Origin of the sequence: Brachybacterium sp. J153 (assembly GCF_036311905.1) — a bacterium.
Classification (GTDB): domain Bacteria; phylum Actinomycetota; class Actinomycetes; order Actinomycetales; family Dermabacteraceae; genus Brachybacterium.
This window is the reverse complement of the sequence record NZ_JAZDCH010000025.1, coordinates 122214-139840: the sequence shown is the minus strand read 5'-3', so window position 1 is coordinate 139840 and position 17627 is coordinate 122214. Positions and strand designations below refer to the sequence as shown.

15 protein-coding genes are annotated in these 17627 nt (G+C 72.8%); 9 read left to right on the top strand and 6 right to left on the bottom strand.

Translation table 11 applies throughout. The annotated features are described in order from the left end of the window. Nucleotides 1–73 precede the first annotated feature (73 nt). From V1258_RS12135 to V1258_RS12125, 3 genes are all read left to right on the top strand, one after another. On the top strand, nt 74–1219 hold the full coding sequence (locus V1258_RS12135) for a glycosyltransferase family 4 protein (protein WP_329749926.1): 1146 nt from the start codon (nt 74–76) through the stop codon (nt 1217–1219). Nucleotides 1220–1417: 198 nt separating this feature from the next. Then, nucleotides 1418–2167 (top strand): gamma-glutamyl-gamma-aminobutyrate hydrolase family protein, encoded by a 750-nt coding sequence (locus tag V1258_RS12130; RefSeq protein WP_329749925.1) that lies wholly within the window; start codon nt 1418–1420, stop codon nt 2165–2167. A gap of 65 nt (nt 2168–2232) precedes the next feature. Next, entirely contained in the window at nt 2233–2475 is a 243-nt protein-coding gene (locus tag V1258_RS12125; protein WP_329744947.1) for a hypothetical protein, read from the top strand. Between the two features lie 142 nt (nt 2476–2617). Here the strand turns inward: V1258_RS12125 and deoD are convergent, their stop codons facing one another. Further along, nucleotides 2618–3343, bottom strand: a complete 726-nt coding sequence (deoD, locus tag V1258_RS12120) for a purine-nucleoside phosphorylase (protein ID WP_329749924.1) — start codon at nt 3341–3343, stop codon at nt 2618–2620. 85 nt (nt 3344–3428) lie between these two features. Between deoD and V1258_RS12115 the strand changes: the two genes are divergently transcribed. After that, entirely contained in the window at nt 3429–4763 is a 1335-nt protein-coding gene (locus V1258_RS12115) for an MFS transporter (RefSeq protein ID WP_329749923.1), read from the top strand. A 94-nt stretch (nt 4764–4857) separates the two neighbouring features. Here the strand turns inward: V1258_RS12115 and V1258_RS12110 are convergent, their stop codons facing one another. Together V1258_RS12110 and V1258_RS12105 are read right to left on the bottom strand one after the other, a co-directional pair. Next, nucleotides 4858–5493, bottom strand: coding sequence for an L-threonylcarbamoyladenylate synthase (locus V1258_RS12110; protein WP_329749922.1), 636 nt, complete (start codon nt 5491–5493; stop codon nt 4858–4860). 103 nt (nt 5494–5596) lie between these two features. Further along, entirely contained in the window at nt 5597–5962 is a 366-nt protein-coding gene (locus V1258_RS12105; protein ID WP_329749921.1) for a DUF952 domain-containing protein, read from the bottom strand. Nucleotides 5963–5986: 24 nt separating this feature from the next. Between V1258_RS12105 and V1258_RS12100 the strand changes: the two genes are divergently transcribed. From V1258_RS12100 to V1258_RS12085, 4 genes are read left to right on the top strand one after another with little or no spacing between them, the layout of a single operon-like run. Then, nucleotides 5987–6346 carry a GNAT family N-acetyltransferase gene (locus V1258_RS12100; protein ID WP_329749920.1) on the top strand — a complete coding sequence of 120 codons (360 nt, stop codon included), beginning with the start codon at nt 5987–5989 and terminating at the stop codon, nt 6344–6346. Further along, a complete protein-coding gene (locus V1258_RS12095) occupies nt 6343–6837 on the top strand; it encodes a low molecular weight protein-tyrosine-phosphatase (RefSeq protein WP_329749919.1) in 495 nt (164 codons plus the stop codon). Before V1258_RS12100 ends, V1258_RS12095 begins: the two co-directional genes overlap by 4 nt. After that, the gene (locus V1258_RS12090; RefSeq protein ID WP_329749918.1) at nt 6834–8303 is read left to right on the top strand and encodes an amidase; all 1470 of its coding nucleotides are present in this window, start codon (nt 6834–6836) and stop codon (nt 8301–8303) included. Before V1258_RS12095 ends, V1258_RS12090 begins: the two co-directional genes overlap by 4 nt. Beyond that, a complete protein-coding gene (locus tag V1258_RS12085) occupies nt 8300–8770 on the top strand; it encodes an RNA-binding S4 domain-containing protein (RefSeq protein ID WP_329749917.1) in 471 nt (156 codons plus the stop codon). Before V1258_RS12090 ends, V1258_RS12085 begins: the two co-directional genes overlap by 4 nt. Nucleotides 8771–8836: 66 nt before the next feature. On the opposite strand, the gene V1258_RS12080 is transcribed toward V1258_RS12085, so the two are convergent. After that, nucleotides 8837–10300: a PrsW family intramembrane metalloprotease gene (locus tag V1258_RS12080; RefSeq protein ID WP_329749916.1), complete on the bottom strand. Its 1464-nt coding sequence runs from the start codon at nt 10298–10300 to the stop codon at nt 8837–8839. Nucleotides 10301–10569: 269 nt separating this feature from the next. Here V1258_RS12080 and V1258_RS12075 point away from each other — a divergent pair, with 269 nt between their 5' ends. Then, a complete protein-coding gene (locus V1258_RS12075) occupies nt 10570–13242 on the top strand; it encodes an ATP-dependent Clp protease ATP-binding subunit (RefSeq protein ID WP_329749915.1) in 2673 nt (890 codons plus the stop codon). Nucleotides 13243–13276: 34 nt separating this feature from the next. Here V1258_RS12075 and V1258_RS12070 read toward each other — a convergent pair whose 3' ends face one another. Next, nucleotides 13277–14458 (bottom strand): WXG100 family type VII secretion target, encoded by a 1182-nt coding sequence (locus V1258_RS12070; protein WP_329749914.1) that lies wholly within the window; start codon nt 14456–14458, stop codon nt 13277–13279. 203 nt (nt 14459–14661) lie between these two features. Beyond that, nucleotides 14662–17583, bottom strand: coding sequence for a leucine--tRNA ligase (leuS, locus tag V1258_RS12065; protein ID WP_329749913.1), 2922 nt, complete (start codon nt 17581–17583; stop codon nt 14662–14664). Nucleotides 17584–17627 lie beyond the last annotated feature (44 nt).

Sequence of the window (17627 nt, the reverse complement as noted above, 5' to 3'; positions counted from 1 at the left end):
AGTTCACCGGGCCGTCGACGACTCGTCACGGGGACGTGGTCCGCGGGCGCGGCCGACGGCGCATGATCGAGGCGTGAGGATCCTTGTCGTCGCCGAGTCCTTCCTGCCGCACATGAACGGAGTCACCAACTCGGTGCTCCGCGTCGTCGACCACTTCGCCGCCGCGGGCGACGATCTGTCGATCATCGCCCCCCAGTGGCCCCGCGCGGACAAGTTCCTGCGCACGGCCTGCGGGCGCAAGATCCGGGTGCGCCGCATCGCTTCCGCGCCCCTGCCCGGCTACGCCGAGGTGCGCATCGCGACGACGAGCGCCGGGACCCTGCGCCGTCGCATCGAGGACTTCCAGCCGGATGTGGTCCACCTCGCCTCGCCCACCATCCTCGGCGGGCGCGCCGTGGTCGCGGCGCAGAAGGTCGGGGTGCCGACGGTCGCCGTCTACCAGACCGACATCCCCGGCTACACCGCCCGCTACGGCATGCCCTTCCTCGAGGCCGCCTCTTGGCAGCTGCTGAAGGACGTCCACAACCGGGCAACCCTCAACCTCGCCCCGTCCACCGCCACCCGCGACCAGCTCGTCGCGCACGGCATCGAACGCGTCTCGCTGTGGCGCCGCGGCGTCGACACCTCGCTGTTCTCTCCCTCGCTGCGCAGCGAGAAGCTGCGGGCGAAGTACGCCGATGCCGACGAGAAGCTCGTCGTGTACGTCGGCCGGCTCGCCCCCGAGAAGCAGGTCGAGGACCTGCGGGTCATCCACGACATGCCCGGGGTGCGGCTGCTGATCGTCGGCGACGGCCCGGAGAAGGATGCTCTGCGCCGGGCCATGCCCCGGGCCCGCTTCGCCGGGTTCCGCTCCGGCACCGACCTCGCGACCCACCTCGCGAGCGCCGATCTGTTCATCCATCCGGGTGAGCTCGAGACCTTCGGGCAGACGATCCAGGAGGCCATGGCCTCGGGCCTGCCCGTCATCGCCCCCCGCCGCGGCGGCCCCGTCGACCTGGTCACCCCCAGCCGCACCGGCTGGCTCTACACCCCGGGCATGCTCGACGAGATGCGCGAGCATGCCGGGGACCTGCTCTTCGACGACGCCAAGCGCCGTGCCTTCGGGGAGGCCGCACTGGACTCCGTGCGCAAGCGCACCTGGCCGGTCCTCGCGGAGCAGCTGCGCGGCTACTACGGCCAGGCGATCGCGCAGCACGCCGCCGTGACCGCACCGAGCTGACCGCAGAGATTCGACCGCGCAGAGCCGGCCGCACCGAGCTGACCACCCAGAGCTGACTGCACAGAGCGGACCGCTCAGAACTGACTGCGTCCCGTCGTCACATTCCGCCACAGAGTTCGCCCGGATCGGCCCTGCCGGGGTGGACTGGGTCCCGTCGCCGTCACCGGGCGGCAGGGATCTCCGCGGAAAGGACCACTCATGGCGCAGCGCACCACCACCCGTCGCCCGCTCATCGGCGTGACTGCAGGGACCCGCACCATGATGTCCGGCGCCTGGGCGGGCCATGACGCCGTGGTGGTCACCGAGCACTACGTCCGCGCGCTGCGCGAGGCCGGGGCCCGCCCCGTCATCATCGCGCCGCAGGACGACTGGACCACCGAGGAGATCGCCGAGCTCGACGGCCTCGTGCTCACCGGCGGCACCGACCTGGACCCCGCGGTCTGGGGCGAGAACGCCCTGGAGACCGACATGACCCCGGACCCCGCGCGGGACGCCTTCGAGACCGCCCTGTACCGCACCGCCCGTGCGGCGGGCGTGCCGGTGCTCGGCATCTGCCGCGGCCTGCAGATCATCGTCGTCGCCGAGGGCGGCTCGCTGCACCGCCACCTCCCCGCGGACCTGCCGGCCCATCCCGTGACGGGGGAGCGGCCCACGGCCGTGACCACCGCCATCGAGGCCGCGAGCGATCTCGCGCTCGCCCTCGGAACGAGCGCGGAGGTCACCGCCTTCCACCACCAGGGGGTGCGCGAGGTCGCGGGGGATCTGCGCATCGTCGCGCGGCACGAGAGCGGTCTCCCGCTCGCCGTCGAGTCGGGATCCGGCTCGAGCGTGCTGGGCGTCCAGTGGCATCCGGAGATCGACGGTGCCGAGGGCCTCGCCGTGTTCGGCACCCTGCTCGCCGCGGTCCGCCATCGCGCCGCGTCGGACGAGGTGCCCGCCCTGGTCTAGGATGGTGCCCGTCGCCCGCGTCCCGGACCGGACGCGATCGAGAGCCGAAGCGGAGGACACAGCAGATGAGCAACGAGCAGGTCGACGCCACGAGCGAGGCCGCCGCGCCGCGTGCGCGCAACCAGACCTCAGCGGGCAACAGCCTGCCCCTGTCGGTGGTGCTGTTCGTGCTGCTCTTCGGGCTGTTCGTCGCCGGTCTCTACGTGATGGCGATGTTCACCCCGGTGACCTTCCTGGCGGGCCTCGGCATGTGCCTCGTCGCCCTCTTCATCACCTTCGACCTGGTGCCGCGCTTTCTCACGAAGTGAGCGCCGCCCGCAGCGCGCGGGCCCTCGAACACAGCACAGTGCCCGGCACCTGGAGGTGCCGGGCACTGTGCTGTCCGGAGCCGTAGCGGCAGGGGGCGGCCGGGGGCAGCCGGTCTCCCGTCCGTCCCGCCCGCTCCGCGGGTCAGCTGGAGGAGTTCGCGTCCAGGCGGACGATCGTCTCGAGCGCCACCTCGATCATGTCCTCGAAGGACTCCTGCCGCTCGAGGGAGCTGGTCTCCTCGCCGGTGGTCAGGTGGTCCGAGACGGTGCACAGGGCGAGCGCGCGGCGACCGAACTGCGCGGCGAGCGTGTACAGCGCGGCGGCCTCCATCTCCACCCCCAGGACGCCGTACCGCGCGAGGATCCCCGCGATCTCGGTGTCCGGGTTGTAGAACTGGTCCGAGGAGAACAGGCCGCCGGGGACCACCGGCAGCAGCCGCTCCTCGGCGACATCCGCCGCGAGGCGCAGCAGCTCGAAATCTGCGGCCGGCGCATAGGAGACGTGGCGGAAACGGGGCACGTTCATCGCCGAGTCGGTCGAGGCGGCGACGCCTAGGATCACGTCGCGCACCTTCACCCGCTCGGACAGGGCGCCGCAGGTGCCGACGCGGAGGATCGCCTGCACGTCGTAGTCGGAGAACAGCTCCTGGGCGTAGATGGCCATCGAGGGCTGGCCCATCCCGGAGCCCTGCGCGGAGATGCGCACTCCGGCGAAGGTGCCGGTGTAGCCCAGCATCCCCCGCACGTCGTTGTACTGGACGGGGTCCTCGAGGAAAGTCTCGGCGATCCACCGCGCACGGTAGGGGTCACCGGGAAGGAGCACGTACGGAGCGATCTGGTCGGGCGAGGCACCGATATGTGTCGACATGGCGCCAGCGTACGTCCGGGGCCGACGCAGGCGGCGCGGACGCACCGCATGTCGCGGCCCCGGGAGTCAGGCACAATGGCGTCTCGTGAACGCTCACTCCGCGCCGTCCCGTCGGCCCGCCCCGGTCCCCGCCGATGCGCGCCGCGCCCGCTGGGCCGTGTCCCTGCTGTTCCTGCTCAACGGGGCGTCGTTCTGCGCGATCCTGCCCCGCTACCCGGAACTGGTCGAGAGCATCGGGCTGAGCAACACCGCCTTCGGGCTCGCCGTGGGCATCGGCCCGATCGGTGGGCTCGTCGCCGGTCTCGCGGCCGCGCGCCTGATGCGTCGCTGGGGGAGCGCTTCGGTCGCGGTGATCGCGCAGGTGGTCGCCTCGACCAGCCATCTGCTGGTGTACGTCGCGAGCTCCTGGCTGTGGCTCGCGGGGGCGCTGATCATCGCCATGGCGGCCGACGCGATCACCGACATCTCGATGAACTCGCACGGCATGCGGGTCGAGCGTCGCTACCGCCGCTCGATCATGAACAGCTACCACGGCTGGTGGTCCCTCGGCGCGGTGGGCGGCGGCCTGTTCGGCTCCGCCGCCGCCCAGCTGGGGGTGGCGCTGTGGCTGCAAGGCCTGGTGGGCCTCGTGGTCTTCGGCGCCGCCGCGGTGGTCTCCCGGTGGTTCATGCTCGCCGGGGACGACGCGACCGAGCGGACTGCGCCGACTCCCGCTCCCGCCGGCGCGGTCGCGGGCCCCGCCCCGGGTTCCGCGGGGGAGGTGCCCGCGACGCCGGTCCCGGGCGGGATGCGGATCGCCGGGATGACGCTGCGCTCCCTCGGTCTGGTGTGCGCTCTGGGCATGATCCTGGTTTTCGCGGGCTCCACCGAGGACGCGGGCAGCACCTGGGGTGCGCTGTTCATGCTCGACACCTTCGAGGTGACGCCCTTCGCGGCCGGCCTCGCCTTCGTGGCGCTGCAGGGGGCGCAGACCATCGGGCGCTTCACCGGCGATGCCGTCGTGGATCGGCTCGGCGACCGCGCGACCGCTCGCCTCGGCGCGGCGGTGAGCGCCCTCGGCATGACGCTCGCCCTGCTGGTGCCCAGTCCGGCGACGGCGATCATCGGCTTCGCCGCCGCCGGCTGGGGCGTGGCGACGCTGTTCCCCGCCGCCTACCGGGCGGCCGATGACATGCCCGGGGTGCCCCAGGGCGTCGGCCTCACGGTCGTGGGCTGGTTCGCGCGCCTGGGCTTCTTCGTCTCGCCGCCGATCGTCGGTGCCCTCGCCGATGCGCTGACCCTCCGCTACGCCCTGTGGATGGTGCCGCTGTACGCGGTGGGGATCCTGGTGTTCTCGGGAGCCCTGTCGGGGCGGTTCGACCGTCACGGCACCGGGGCCGAGGCATCCGGGAGATCGGGGACCGCCGACGCCGAGCGCTGACGTCGACCGCCGAGCGCTGACGCCTCGGCTCATGCGGCCGAGCAACCGCTGCGACCCGGCCGAGGAGCCTCCGCGACCCGGCCGGCCGGCCGGCTCAGAAGCGGCTCGTGTCCCCGGCGCCCTCGCGCGCGATCACCAGCTCGCCGCCGGTGAGGTCCACGACGGTGGTCGGCTCGATGCCCACCTCGCCCGCGTCGATGATCGCGTCGACCTGGTCGCCGAGCAGGTCCTGCACCACCCAGCCCTCCGACGGCGGATCCTCCTGCCCCGGCAGCAGCAGCGTCGAGGAGACGATCGGCTCGCCGAGCGCCTCGACGAGCGCATGGGCGACCTTGTGGTCGGGGATGCGCACGCCGACCGTGTGCTTCTTGGGGTGGGCCATCTTCCGCGGCACCTCCTTGGTGGCCGGGAGGATGAAGGTGTAGGGGCCCGGGGTTGCGTTCTTGACCAGGCGGAAGGTGGGGTTGGAGACGATCACGAACTGCCCCAGCTGCGCGAAGTCGGCGCACACCAGGGTGAAGTGGTGGTCCTTGCCGACCTGCCGGATGCGGCGGATGCGCTCGAGACCCTCCAGCGCCCCGAGGGAGCAGCCCAGGGCGTAGCAGGAGTCGGTCGGGTAGGCGATCAGCCCGCCGTCGCGCAGGACGGCGACGGCCTGCTCGAGCAGGCGGGGCTGCGGGTCGACGGGATGGATGTCGAGGTACCGGGCGGAGCCGGAGGATCTGGCCATGCTCGATGCTACGTCGGCACGTCCTGCGGCGCGACGGGACCGGGACGGACGTCGAGGGAGCGTGGGTGCGCCGAGCGGGCACGCGCCGCGCGTCAGGGAACGCTCAGGCGACGACCACGAACTCGCGACCGATCCACTTCGTGCGGCGCAGGCGCAGCACGGCGCTGACCGGCAGCGGACCCTTGATATGCGGGTAGCCGCGACCGCGGCCGTCCTCGTCCGCCTCGATGTCCACGGCGACCCCGGCGGCCTCGACCCGCGCCACGTCGATCTCCAGGATCACGAGGTCCGCGGGGCGGTCCGGGTACACGCGCTTGGCGACCCCGGAGACCTGCTCCGGCCACGACGCATGGATGTAGCCGACCTCCGCGAGGTCGCGACCACGGGTCGCCTGGGTGTAGGTGCCCGCCCGTGCGGCCGCCTCCCAGGCGGCCAGCTCGGTGATGTGCCAGATCAGGGGCGCGGGCATGAGCGGCAGTGTACCGTGACCGGCATGGATGGGACCTCCCCGGCTCCGGGCGCGGTGCGCCTGCTCCACGACGACGACCGCGACCGGTACCAGGCGCTCGACGGCGAGGAGGTGGTGGCCGTCCTCTACTACGAGGACGAGCATCCGCCCGCGACCGCCCCCGCGGAGGGGAGCGCCCCGGATCCGGCGCCGCGCACGCTCCGTGACCTGCGCTCGACCGTCGTCACGCCGGCCCGCTCCGGCCGCGGTCTCGGCTCCGCCCTGGTGCGCTTCGCCCTCGACGACATCCGTGCGCAGGACCTCCGTGTCCGGGCCACCTGCTGGTTCGTGCACGGATGGATCGAGCGCCATCCCGAGTACGCCGACCTGCTGGAGACCCCGTGAGCTATCGCGTCCTCACCGTCTGCACCGGCAACATCTGCCGGTCCCCCATGGCGGAGTACGCCCTCCGTGCCGCCGCTCGGGAGGCGGGCCTCGAGGACCGGGTGGAGGTCGCCTCCGCGGGCACGACCGGCTGGGAGGAGGGCAATCCCGTCGATCCCCGGGCGGGAGCGCTGCTGGCCCGCCACGGGCTCGACGCCTCCGCCCACCGGGCCCGGGCGATCGATGCGCAGGAGCTCGCCGAGGCCGATCTGGTGCTCGCCCTGGACCATGACCACGTCGAGCCGCTGCGTCGCCTCGGTGGCGCGGACCTCGCGGGGCGCCTGCACATGGTGCGCGACTTCGCGCCCGCGCCTGTCGAGGACACCGGCATCCGCGACCCCTGGTACGGGGATGAGAGCGACTTCGAGACCGTCTGGGAGCAGATCCAGGAGTCCGTCCCCGGGATCCTCGACCGGATCCGGGAGGATCTCGGCGTCCGGGGCGCACGATGAGCGCGGAGTCTCTACCGGACGCCGACGCACCGCTCTCGGCCCTCGGCACCGCCGCCGCGCTGCGTCGCGGGGAGCTCGACGTGCGCGAGCTCGCCGAGGTCGCCCTCGAGCGGGCCCGCTCCGTCGGCGCGCGCGTGGGCGCCTTCGCCCATGTCCTCGAGGACCTCACCCGGCGCCAGGCCGAGGAGGTCGCCGCCCAGCTCGAGGACGCCCGTCGCCACGGCCGCCTCGAGGAGCTCGCGGCCGAGCGGCCGCTGCTCGGCGTCCCTCTGCCGATCAAGGACCTCTCCCGCATCGCGGGGGAGCCCTTCGAGGCCGGCAGCCTCGCCCTGCGCGGCACGGTCGCCGAGGTCACCGACGGCGTCGCCCAGCGGCTGCTCGACGCCGGCACCCTGACCGTCGGCAAGACCAGCACCCCCGAGTTCGGGATGCCCTGCTACACCGAGCCCGCCACCGGCGCCCCCGCGCGCACCCCCTGGGACCTGCGGCGCACCGCCGGGGGATCCAGCGGGGGAGCGGGCGCCGCCGTCGCCTCGGGCATCGTCCCGATCGCGCACGGTTCCGACGGGGGCGGCTCGGTCCGGATCCCGGCAGCCTGCTGCGGCGTGCTCGGTCTGAAGCCCTCGCGCGGCCTCGTCTCGCCCGGCCCCTACGGCACCGAGGGCATGGGGCTGGTGACCGACGGGATCCTCGCCCGCACCGTCGCCGACGTCGCCGCCGGACTCGACGTGATCGCCGCGCAGCTCCCGGGGGACGCCACCCCGCTCCGGGCGGAACCCGGCGGCTATCTCGCCGGGCTCGCCGGCCCGCTGCGCCCGCTGCGGATCGGGGTGCTGCGCGAGCCGCTCGCCGCCGAGACCGTGATCCATCCCGCCGCGCTGCGCGGCGTCGACCGCGCGGTGGGGCTGCTGCACGAGCTCGGCCACGAGCTGATCGAGGTGCCCGCCCCGTTCACCGCCGAGGAGTGGACCACGTTCATGCCCCTGTGGACCGTCGGCGCGGCGACCCTGCCGCTCGCCGCGGAGCAGGAGGCGCAGCTGCTCGAGCTGACCCGTTGGCTGCGGGAGCGCGGGCGGGCATACTCCGGGGCGGAGCTCGCCCTCGCCCACTCCGGGGTGCAGTCCCTCGCGCGCCGCACCGGGGAGGCCTTCGCCCCCTTCGACGTGATCCTCTCCCCGGCGCTCGCCGGACCGCCCGCCCTGCCCGAGACCCTGCAGCTGGACCGCGGCGAGGACGACTTCGACGCGCAGCGCGCGTTCACCCCGTTCACGAGCACCTGGAACATGACCGGCAGGGCCGCCCTCGCCGTGCCGCTGCACCGGGAGCGGATCGACGGGGTCGAGCTCCCGCTCGGGGTGCAGCTCGGGGCGACCCAAGCGGGCGATGACCTGCTCCTGCTGCGGCTCGCGGCCCAGCTCGAGGCCCATGATCCGTGGCCGCTCGTGCGCGAGCCCGTCGACGCATGACCGGGGACGGGACGACCTCCGAGGCGGCTTCCTCCCGGCCGCTGCCCCCACCCGGGGCGACAGGGCCGACGTCGGTGCGCCTGGACGTCTGGCTGTGGAGCGCCCGGCTGATGCCCACCCGCTCCGCGGCCACGGCCGCCTGCCGTGCCGGGCACGTGCGCCGGAACGGGGAGCCGGTCAAGGCCGCCCAGCGCATCGTCGTCGGGGACGAGCTGCGGATCCGCACCGCGGGCCGGGAGCGGATCGTGGTGGTCACGATGATCCTCGTCAAGCGGGTCGGGGCGCCCGTGGCCCGGACCGCCTACGTGGACCACAGCCCCGAGCCGCCCCCGCAGCTCGCCGCGGCGCCGCCCCGCCGGGACCGCGGCAGCGGGCGTCCCACCAAGCGCGAGCGTCGCGCCCTGGATCGGCTGCGCGGCCGCGACGAGCAGTTGCGCCTGCTCGAGGACGAGCCCGAGGACGCGTGAGGGCGGGCGCCCCGATCGGGATCCGTCGGATCCGCCCCGGAGGGCCCGCCCTCGTCGTCTGTGCGCTCAGCCGGAGTACGAGAGCAGCTCCTGGCGATTGGCGGTCAGGCGCTGCAGCAGCATCGACTCCGTCGAGACCACCTTCGGGTTCGCGCCGTCGGCCAGCAGCCGCTGACGGATCGAGGCGAGATCCGCGCTCTCGCGGATGAACCGCTTCATGACCTTGCGGGCGCCGATCTGGTCCGCCCAGCGCTTGCCCTCGCGGCGGCCCTTCCAGGTGGCGAGCATCGCCACCTCCTCATGGGTGAGCCAGCCCTGGTTCGCGTAGTCGCCCAGGCGCACCTTGGTCAGCCGCGATTCGTCCCAGATGAGCACGACGATGAAAATCAGCCAGATCAGCGAGAGCAGCATCTCGGCGCCGAACATCACCACGAGCAGCCCGAGGCCGCCGCCCATCGAGGCGAAGAAGTTCCAGGCGGCGTGCAGCAGCATGCCCGGGATAAGCGCGGGCAGGAACACCAGGAAGCCCGTGATCGTGCCCCACTTGCGGACCACGAAGCCCACGATCACGCCGGTCAGCGAGGTGTAGATGGCGTGGCCGAAGATGTTCAGGATGCCGCGCATCCCGAAGTTCATCAGCAGCCCGATCTCGCCTGCGGCCTCGAGCATGCGGGTGTAGTAGAGGATGTTCTCGGTGAAGGCGAAGCCCGCGCCGATCAGCGTCCCGTAGATCATGCCGTCGAGCGGGCCGTTGAAGTAGCGGCGGGCGAGGATCAGCAGCAGCAGCAGGCCCAGGCCCTTGGTGAGCTCCTCGACGATCGGCGCGCTGACCACGGCCCCGACCCAGTTCGCGAGCTCTCCGTTGCCCGTGACCGTGTAGACGATGGTGCTGTTCAGCGTGTTGAAGATGTAGCTCAGGCCCGCGGCGATCGCCGCGCCCCAGAAGACCGCGATGAGCAGCAGCGGGAACGGCTGGGGGTCCCAGCGGTCGGCCAGGAAGATCATGCCGCTGATCAGCACCAGTGAGATCAGGGCGAGGAAGGCGCTGATCGGCCACCAGATCGGGTTCGAGCTCGAGCCGGTGACGAACTGGAGGAAGAAGTACCCGAGCACCACGAGGGCCAGGAAGCCGAGCACGATGAGGGAGAGCCACACCACGATCGAGACGGCGGGCGGCTGGACGGGCGCCTGGGCGACCTCCTGGACGCGCCGGGTCTGCGTGGCCCAGGCGGACTGCGGCTGGGCCTGCTGCGGCCGCTGGATCTGCGCCGGGGCGTAGCGGGCGGCGGTCAGCCCGGAGGCGGGGCGCACGGAGGTGTCGTACGCACGCGGATTGCCGTAGTCGACGTAGCGGGGCTGGGACTGGAAGGACGGGGCGCCGGGGGCCGAGGAGGGCGCGCCGGGGCGCGGCCGCCCGTTGGGCATGTACTGGCCGCCCTGCGGCGGGTACGGGGACTGGGTCATGAGGGCCTCGGTTTCGACGTCGAGCAGGTCAGGGATCATCCCGGGGACGAGGTCGGCGTTGTGCACCCCCACACGACACGCACCGGGCTCCGATGCGATGCTACAGGCCGGGGGTGTCCCCTCCGCGATCCAGGGCACCCGGGACGGGTCCCGCGGTGGGCGGACGGCCGCCCGGACCGCCCCGCCCCGCCCCGCGAGATTCGCCAGGGTTGAGCGGAATAGACTCAACTCTGGAGTCGTTGCAGAGACCGTGGAGGCCACCGGGAGCGGCGGCATCCACCGCGGAGCGCTCGCCCGAGCCTCCGCGCCGCCCGTCCCGGACAGGAAGGAGCCCCGTGGAGTTCCAGTTCACCACCCGTTCCCAGGAGGCCGTCACCGCGGCCGCCCAGCAGGCCGCCGAGCTCGGCAATCCCCAGATCAGCTCCCTGCACCTGCTCGCGGCGCTGTGCGCGCAGGCCGACGGCATCGGCCGCGCCGCGCTCGAGGCCGTCGGTGTCGACCCCGAGCAGGTCCGTGCCCGGGCCGAGGCCGCGATCGCGGACCTCCCGCGGGTCAGCGGCGCCTCCGCCGCCTCGCCCACCTTCGTCGGCACCGGCTTCGACGCCCTCGAGGCCGCGCGCCACGAGGCCGACCGCGTCGGCCGCACCTATCTGTCCACCGAGCACCTGATGATCGGCATCGCGCTCGGCCGGGACGCCGCAGCCCGCCTGCTGACTTCGAGCGGCGCGAGCCCCGCCGCTCTCCGCGATGCCGTGACCCGACTGTCCCCAGGAGATGACCGCATGAACCAGATGGACTCCCAGAACCCCGAGGGCACCTTCCAGAGCCTCGAGAAGTTCGGCATCGACCTCACCGAGCAGGCCCGCGAGGGCCGCCTCGACCCGGTGATCGGCCGCGACGCCGAGATCCGCCGCGTGATCCAGGTGCTGAGCCGCCGCACCAAGAACAACCCCGTGCTGATCGGCGAGCCGGGCGTCGGCAAGACCGCCGTCGTCGAGGGGCTCGCCCAGCGGATCGTGGCCGGGGACGTCCCCGACTCGCTGCGCGGCAAGCGGCTGATCTCGCTCGACCTCTCCTCGATGGTCGCGGGATCCAAGTACCGCGGCGAGTTCGAGGAGCGGATGAAGGCGGTGCTCGACGAGATCCGCACCAGCAACGGCCAGATCATCACCTTCATCGACGAGCTGCACACCGTCGTCGGGGCCGGTGGCTCGGGCGACGGCGCGATGGACGCCGGCAACATGCTCAAGCCCATGCTCGCCCGCGGCGAGCTGCGCATGGTCGGCGCGACGACGCTCGACGAGTACCGCGAGAACATCGAGAAGGACCCCGCGCTCGAGCGCCGCTTCCAGCAGGTCTTCGTGGGGGAGCCGAGCGTCGAGGACACCATCACGATCCTGCGCGGGCTCAAGGACAAGTACGAGGCGCACCACAAGGTCTCGATCACCGATGCGGCGCTCGTCGCTGCGGCGACGCTGTCGAACCGCTACATCTCCGGTCGGCAGCTGCCGGACAAGGCGATCGACCTGGTCGACGAGGCCGCGTCCCGGCAGCGCATGGAGCTGGACTCCTCGCCGGAGCAGCTGGACATCCTGCGCCGCCAGGTGGACCGGCTGAAGATGGAGGAGCTCGCGCTCGCCGGCAGCGACGATCCCGGCAGCGTGGCGCAGCTCGAGTCCGTGCGCGCCCAGCTCGCCGATCGCACCGAGGCGATGACCGAGCTCTCGGCCCGCTGGGAGCGGGAGAAGGCCGGGCTGAACCTCGTGGGCGATCTCAAGGCGCAGCTCGAGCAGCTGCGCATGCAGGCCGACCGCGCCCAGCGCGAGGGCGACCTGACCGCCGCCTCGAAGATCCTCTACGGCGACATCCCCGCGCTCAAGGCGCAGCTCGTCGAGGCCGAGGAGGACGAGGCCGCGGGCGCCTCCGAGCAGTCGCGGCCGCTCGTCTCCGAGCGCGTGGGACCGGACGACATCGCCGACGTGGTCGGCAGCTGGACCGGCATCCCTGCCGGGCGGCTGCTGCAGGCCGAGAGCGAGAAGCTGCTCGAGATGGAGGACATCATCGGGCAGCGGCTGATCGGTCAGCGGCGCGCCGTCCAGGAGGTCTCCGACGCGGTGCGCCGGGCCCGGGCCGGAATCGCCGACCCGAACCGTCCCACCGGCTCCTTCCTGTTCCTAGGGCCGACGGGCGTGGGCAAGACCGAGCTCGCCAAGGCGCTCGCCGACTTCCTCTTCGACGACGAGCGGGCGATGGTCCGCATCGACATGTCGGAGTACGGCGAGAAGCACACCGTCTCCCGCCTGGTCGGAGCGCCCCCCGGGTACGTCGGCTACGACGAGGGCGGCCAGCTGACCGAGGCGGTCCGGCGCCGCCCCTACTCGGTGGTGCTGCTGGACGAGATCGAGAAGGCCCACCCCGATGTCTTCGACGTGCTGCTGCAGGTGCTCGACGACGGCCGCCTCACCGACGGCCAGGGGCGGACCGTGGACTTCCGCTCCTCGATCCTCATCCTGACCTCCAACCTCGGGGCGCATCTCCTGCAGGATCCGCAGCTCGGGGAGGCGGAGAAGCACGAGAAGGTGATGCAGGTGGTGCGGGCCTCCTTCAAGCCCGAGTTCCTCAACCGCCTGGACGACGTGGTGATGTTCGAGTCGCTCTCGCGCGAGCAGCTCTCCTCAATCGTCACGCTGCAGATCCAGGAGGTGGCCGGGCGGCTGAGCGATCGTCGGATCCGGCTCGAGGTCGACGGGGCGGCGACCGCCTGGCTCGCCGAGGCCGGCTTCGACCCGCTGTACGGGGCACGCCCCCTCAAGCGGCTCGTGCAGAAGGAGATCGGCGACGCCCTCGCCCGGCTCATCCTGCGCGGCGCCGTCCACGACGGCGAGTTGGTGAGGGTCACCGTCGCGGAGGACCGCGGCGGGCTGCGCCTCGACGTGGTCGGCGACGCCGAGCCGGAGGCGGGGAGCGCGGCTCCGTCCGCTCCGGAGGCCCCGGGCGACAGGGACTGACCCCCGCCGACCGACGCCCCGGCCGCGGTGCGGATCACCGGGGATCCCAGGGCATCCGCACCGCGGAGCGGCGTCGGTCGTACCAGGTCTCGGCATCGATCGCGGCCTGCCAGCGCGCCTCGTCCCGCTCGAGCCGTGCCATCTGGTTCTGCTCGAACTGCTCGAGGCGGGCGGCGGCCTCGGGGCTGAACGGCGCGATCCCCTCCCCGAGGTGCCCGCTCGCGCTCGCGACGGCCTCCACCGCCGAGGGGAGGGGATTCGCGGTCACGGTGTCCACCGCGATCTCCGCGTGGCGGAAGCCGCCCCGCTCGACCGCACGCACCACGCCCCCGAGGTCCCGGTCCCCGATCGCCGTGGAGACGTCCGCGGTGGTCTGGGAGACGTTGGCGATCCCGCGGTCCACCCCGTCGATGTACTGGGCGAGCATCGAGCGCTCGCCGAGGGCGGCGCCGCCGAGATCGTGCCCGATCTGCACCAGCGAGATGCCCCCGGTGTAGGCGCCGAGCCCCGCCTCCTCCATCCGATGACGGGCCGCGTCGTAGTACCCCTCTCCCGCCTCGTAGAACGTCGGCAGCGAGGCGACGTCGCCGACCACCGGGATCTTGCTCAGCCACAGACGGCGATCGGCCTCCGCCTCCTCGAGCCGGCTCCCGTCGGGGGCGAACGCCTCGCCCTCGGGGAGCTCGCCCGGACCGTAGGCGCCGTGCAGCGCCCCCGGGTCGAGGGGAGCGGCGAAGGGCCCGCCGATCAGGGGGCCGAGCGGCCCGTGCTCCGCCTCGTACTCCTGCACCCGGTCCTCGAGGTCGCGGAAGAGCCCGATCGGGTCGTGGTGGGCCATCGGGCCGCCGACCTCCGGCATGACGGGATCCGAGCCCGGGAGCGACGGCGGGATGCTCCCGCCCCGCGGCGGGAAACCGGCGCGCACCCCGGCGAGCGGGTCGCCGAGGCCGTCGGCGGCCGAGGCCCGCTCCTGCTCGGCGGCCTCCTCCCGGATCTGCGCACCCCTCTCGTCGAGCGCTCGGCAGGCGGCGAGGAGATCGCCGTCGACCTGGCCGAAGCGTGCCCGATGGGCCTCGGCGTCGGGGCCCTCCCAGCGGAGGGCGGCGGTGCGCTCGCGGAGGCGGTCGAACAGCTCGCGCAGCTGCTCGGCCCTCTCGAGGATGGTCTCGGCGAGCTCGTCCATGGCGGTGGGATCGGATCCCCAGATGCTGGTCATGTCGCGACCGTAGGAGCCGGGACCCCCGCACGTCCGCCCTCCTCCCGCCGTTGTGGATACCGGGGCAATGGGGAGGAACGGTTCCGCGCGCTCGGGGTTCCGCCCCGCCGACATGCCGCCGGGCCCGGGAACCCTCGGTCCCGGGCCCGGCCGGTCACCCGTCGCGGAGGACGGATTCTGCTGCGTCAGTGCCGGTCAACGACTCACACGACGATGTTGACGATCTTCGGCGCGCGCACGATGACCTTCCGCACCGTCTGCCCCGCGAGCAGCTCCTGGACCCGCGGCTCGGCCAGCACCAGCGCCTCGAGGTCCGACTCGGAGATCTCCGGATCGACTTCGACGCGGTGGCGCACCTTGCCCTTCACCTGCACCACGCAGGTGACCGCGTCGGCCTTCAGCAGCTCCGGGTCCGCGGTCGGGAAGGGCTCGCGCGAGATGCCGCCGTCGTGCCCGAGCCGGGACCACAGCTCCTCCGCGAGGTGCGGGGCGAGCGGCGCGACCATCAGCACGAGCGGCTCGATCGCCGCACGCGGCGAGACGCCCGCCTTGGTGAGGTGGTTGACCAGCTCGATCAGCTTCGCGATCGCCGTGTTGAACTGCATGCCGGCCATGTCCCGGCCCACCCCGTCGATCGCCCGATGGGTGGCCCGCAGGGTGTCGCGGTCCGCGGGATCCTCGGAGACCAGCAGCTCGCCGCTCTCCTCGTCGACCACGAGGCGCCACAGCCGCTGCAGGAAGCGCTGCGAGCCGACCACGGAGCGGGTCTCCCACGGACGGGACAGGTCCAGCGGGCCCATCGACATCTCGTAGACGCGCAGCGTGTCCGCCCCGTACTCCTCGTACATGTCGTCCGGGGTCACCGAGTTCTTCAGCGACTTGCCCATCTTCCCGTACTCCTGGGTGACCGGCTCGCCCCGGTAGGTGAAGGTGCCGTCCTCCTCCGCGACGACCTCCTCCGCGGGCACGTGCACCCCGCGGGAGTCGGTGTAGGCGAAGGCCTGGATGTAGCCCTGGTTGAACAGGCGGTGGAAGGGCTCCTGGCTCGAGACGTCACCGCGGTCGAAGAGCACCTTGTGCCAGAAGCGCGCGTACAGCAGGTGCAGCACGGCGTGCTCGACGCCGCCGACGTACAGGTCGACGCCGCCGACCGCGCCCTCGCCCTGCGGGCCGAGCCAGTACTCCTCGTTCTCGGGCCGCACCAGCACCTCGTCCTCGGTGGGGTCGATGTAGCGCAGGTGGTACCAGGAGGAGCCCGCCCACTGCGGCATCGTGTTGGTCTCGCGCAGGTAGGTCTTCGGGCCCTCGCCGAGGTCGAGCTCGACCTCCACCCAGTCCTCCGCACGGGACAGCGGGGTCTGCGGCTCGGTGTCGCGGTCCTCGGGGTCGAAGGTCTTCGGGGAGAAGTCCGCGACCTCCGGCAGGTCCACGGGCAGCAGCGACTCCGGCAGCGGGATCGGGGTCTGCGGATCCGCGGGGTCGTAGACGATCGGGAAGGGCTCGCCCCAGTAGCGCTGGCGCGAGAACAGCCAGTCGCGCAGGCGGTAGGTGGTCCGGGCCCGGCCGAAGCCGCGCTCGGTCGCGAAGGCGGTCGCCCGGGCCTTGGCCTCCTCCTTGCCGAGGCCGTTCAGGTCCAGATCGGCGGAGGCGGAGTTGATCTTCTCGCCGTCGCCGGTCCAGGCGCCGCCGGCGAAGTCCTCGGGCGGGCGCACGGTGCGGATGACCGGCAGCTCGAAGCGCTCGGCGAAGGCGAAGTCGCGCTCGTCCTCGGCGGGCACGGCCATGATCGCGCCGGTGCCGTAGCCGGTCAGCACGTAGTCGGCGGTGAACACCGGGACCTCGCGGCCGTCCATGGGGTTCACCGCGAACCAGCCGGTGAACACGCCGGTCTTCTCGCGGTCCTCGGCGGTGCGCTCCTCGGCGCCCAGCGCCGCGGCGCGCACCTGGTAGGCGGTGACGGCCTCGCGGGGGGTCGCGGCGCCGCCGGTCCAGGCGTCCTTCGTGCCCTCGGGCCAGGCCGCGGGCAGGGCGGAGGGGTCCTCGAGCAGGGGGTGCTCGGGGGACAGGACGGTGAAGGTCGCGCCGAACAGGGTGTCCACGCGGGTGGTGAAGACGTCGAAGGAGCCCTCCGCGGAGCCGGCGAGGGCGAAGCGGACCTCGGCGCCCTCGGAGCGGCCGATCCAGTTGCGCTGCATGGCGCGGATCGACTCGGGCCAGTCCACGCGGTCCAGGTCGTCGATCAGACGGTCCGCATAGGCGGTGATGCGCATGTTCCACTGCCGCAGGCGCCGCGTGAACACGGGGAAGTTCCCGCGCTCGGAGCGGCCGTCGGCCGTGACCTCCTCGTTGGCCAGCACGGTGCCGAGGCCCGCGCACCAGTTCACCGGCGTCTCGGAGATGTAGGTCAGGCGGAAGGCATCGGCCAGGCGCGAGATCTCCGCGTCGCTCGCGGCGGGGACCTCGGCGGCGGTGCGGCCGGCCCACTCCGCGGGCAGCTCCAGGCCCTGGCGCGCGGCGAGCGCGAAGGGGTCGACGGCACCGGTGCGCAGCTCCTCGCGCAGCTCGGCGATGGGACGGGCGCGGCCGGTCACGCCGTCGGCGTTGGGGGCCTCCGGGTCGTACCAGGAGTCGAAGATGCGCAGGAAGATCCACTGCGTCCACTTCACGAAGGCTGGGTCGGTGGTGGCGAGCGACCGGCGGGCGTCATGGGACAGGCCCAGGCGGTGCAGCTGGCGGCGCATGTTCGCGACGTTCGCCTCGGTGGTCACCCGCGGGTGGGTCCCGGTCTGGACGGCGTACTGCTCGGCGGGCAGGCCGAAGGCGTCGTACCCCATCGTGTACAGCACGTTGCGGCCCAGCATGCGGTGGTGACGGGCCACGACGTCGGTCGCGATGTACCCCAGCGGGTGGCCGACGTGGAGCCCCGAGCCCGAGGGGTACGGGAACATGTCCATGATGTAGGACTTGGCGCTCGCATCGGCCGGGGCCGCGGACTCCTCCCCGCCGTGCAGCGCGCCGACGGGATTGTCGGCGTGGAAGGTGCCTTCCTCGTCCCAGCGACGCTGCCAGCGGCGCTCGATCTCGTCGGCCAGCGCGGCGTTGTAGCGGTAGGGGGCCTCGCTCATGGGTGTTCGTCCTTCAGGTCGGTACGGCTCGGATGGAGGGGCTT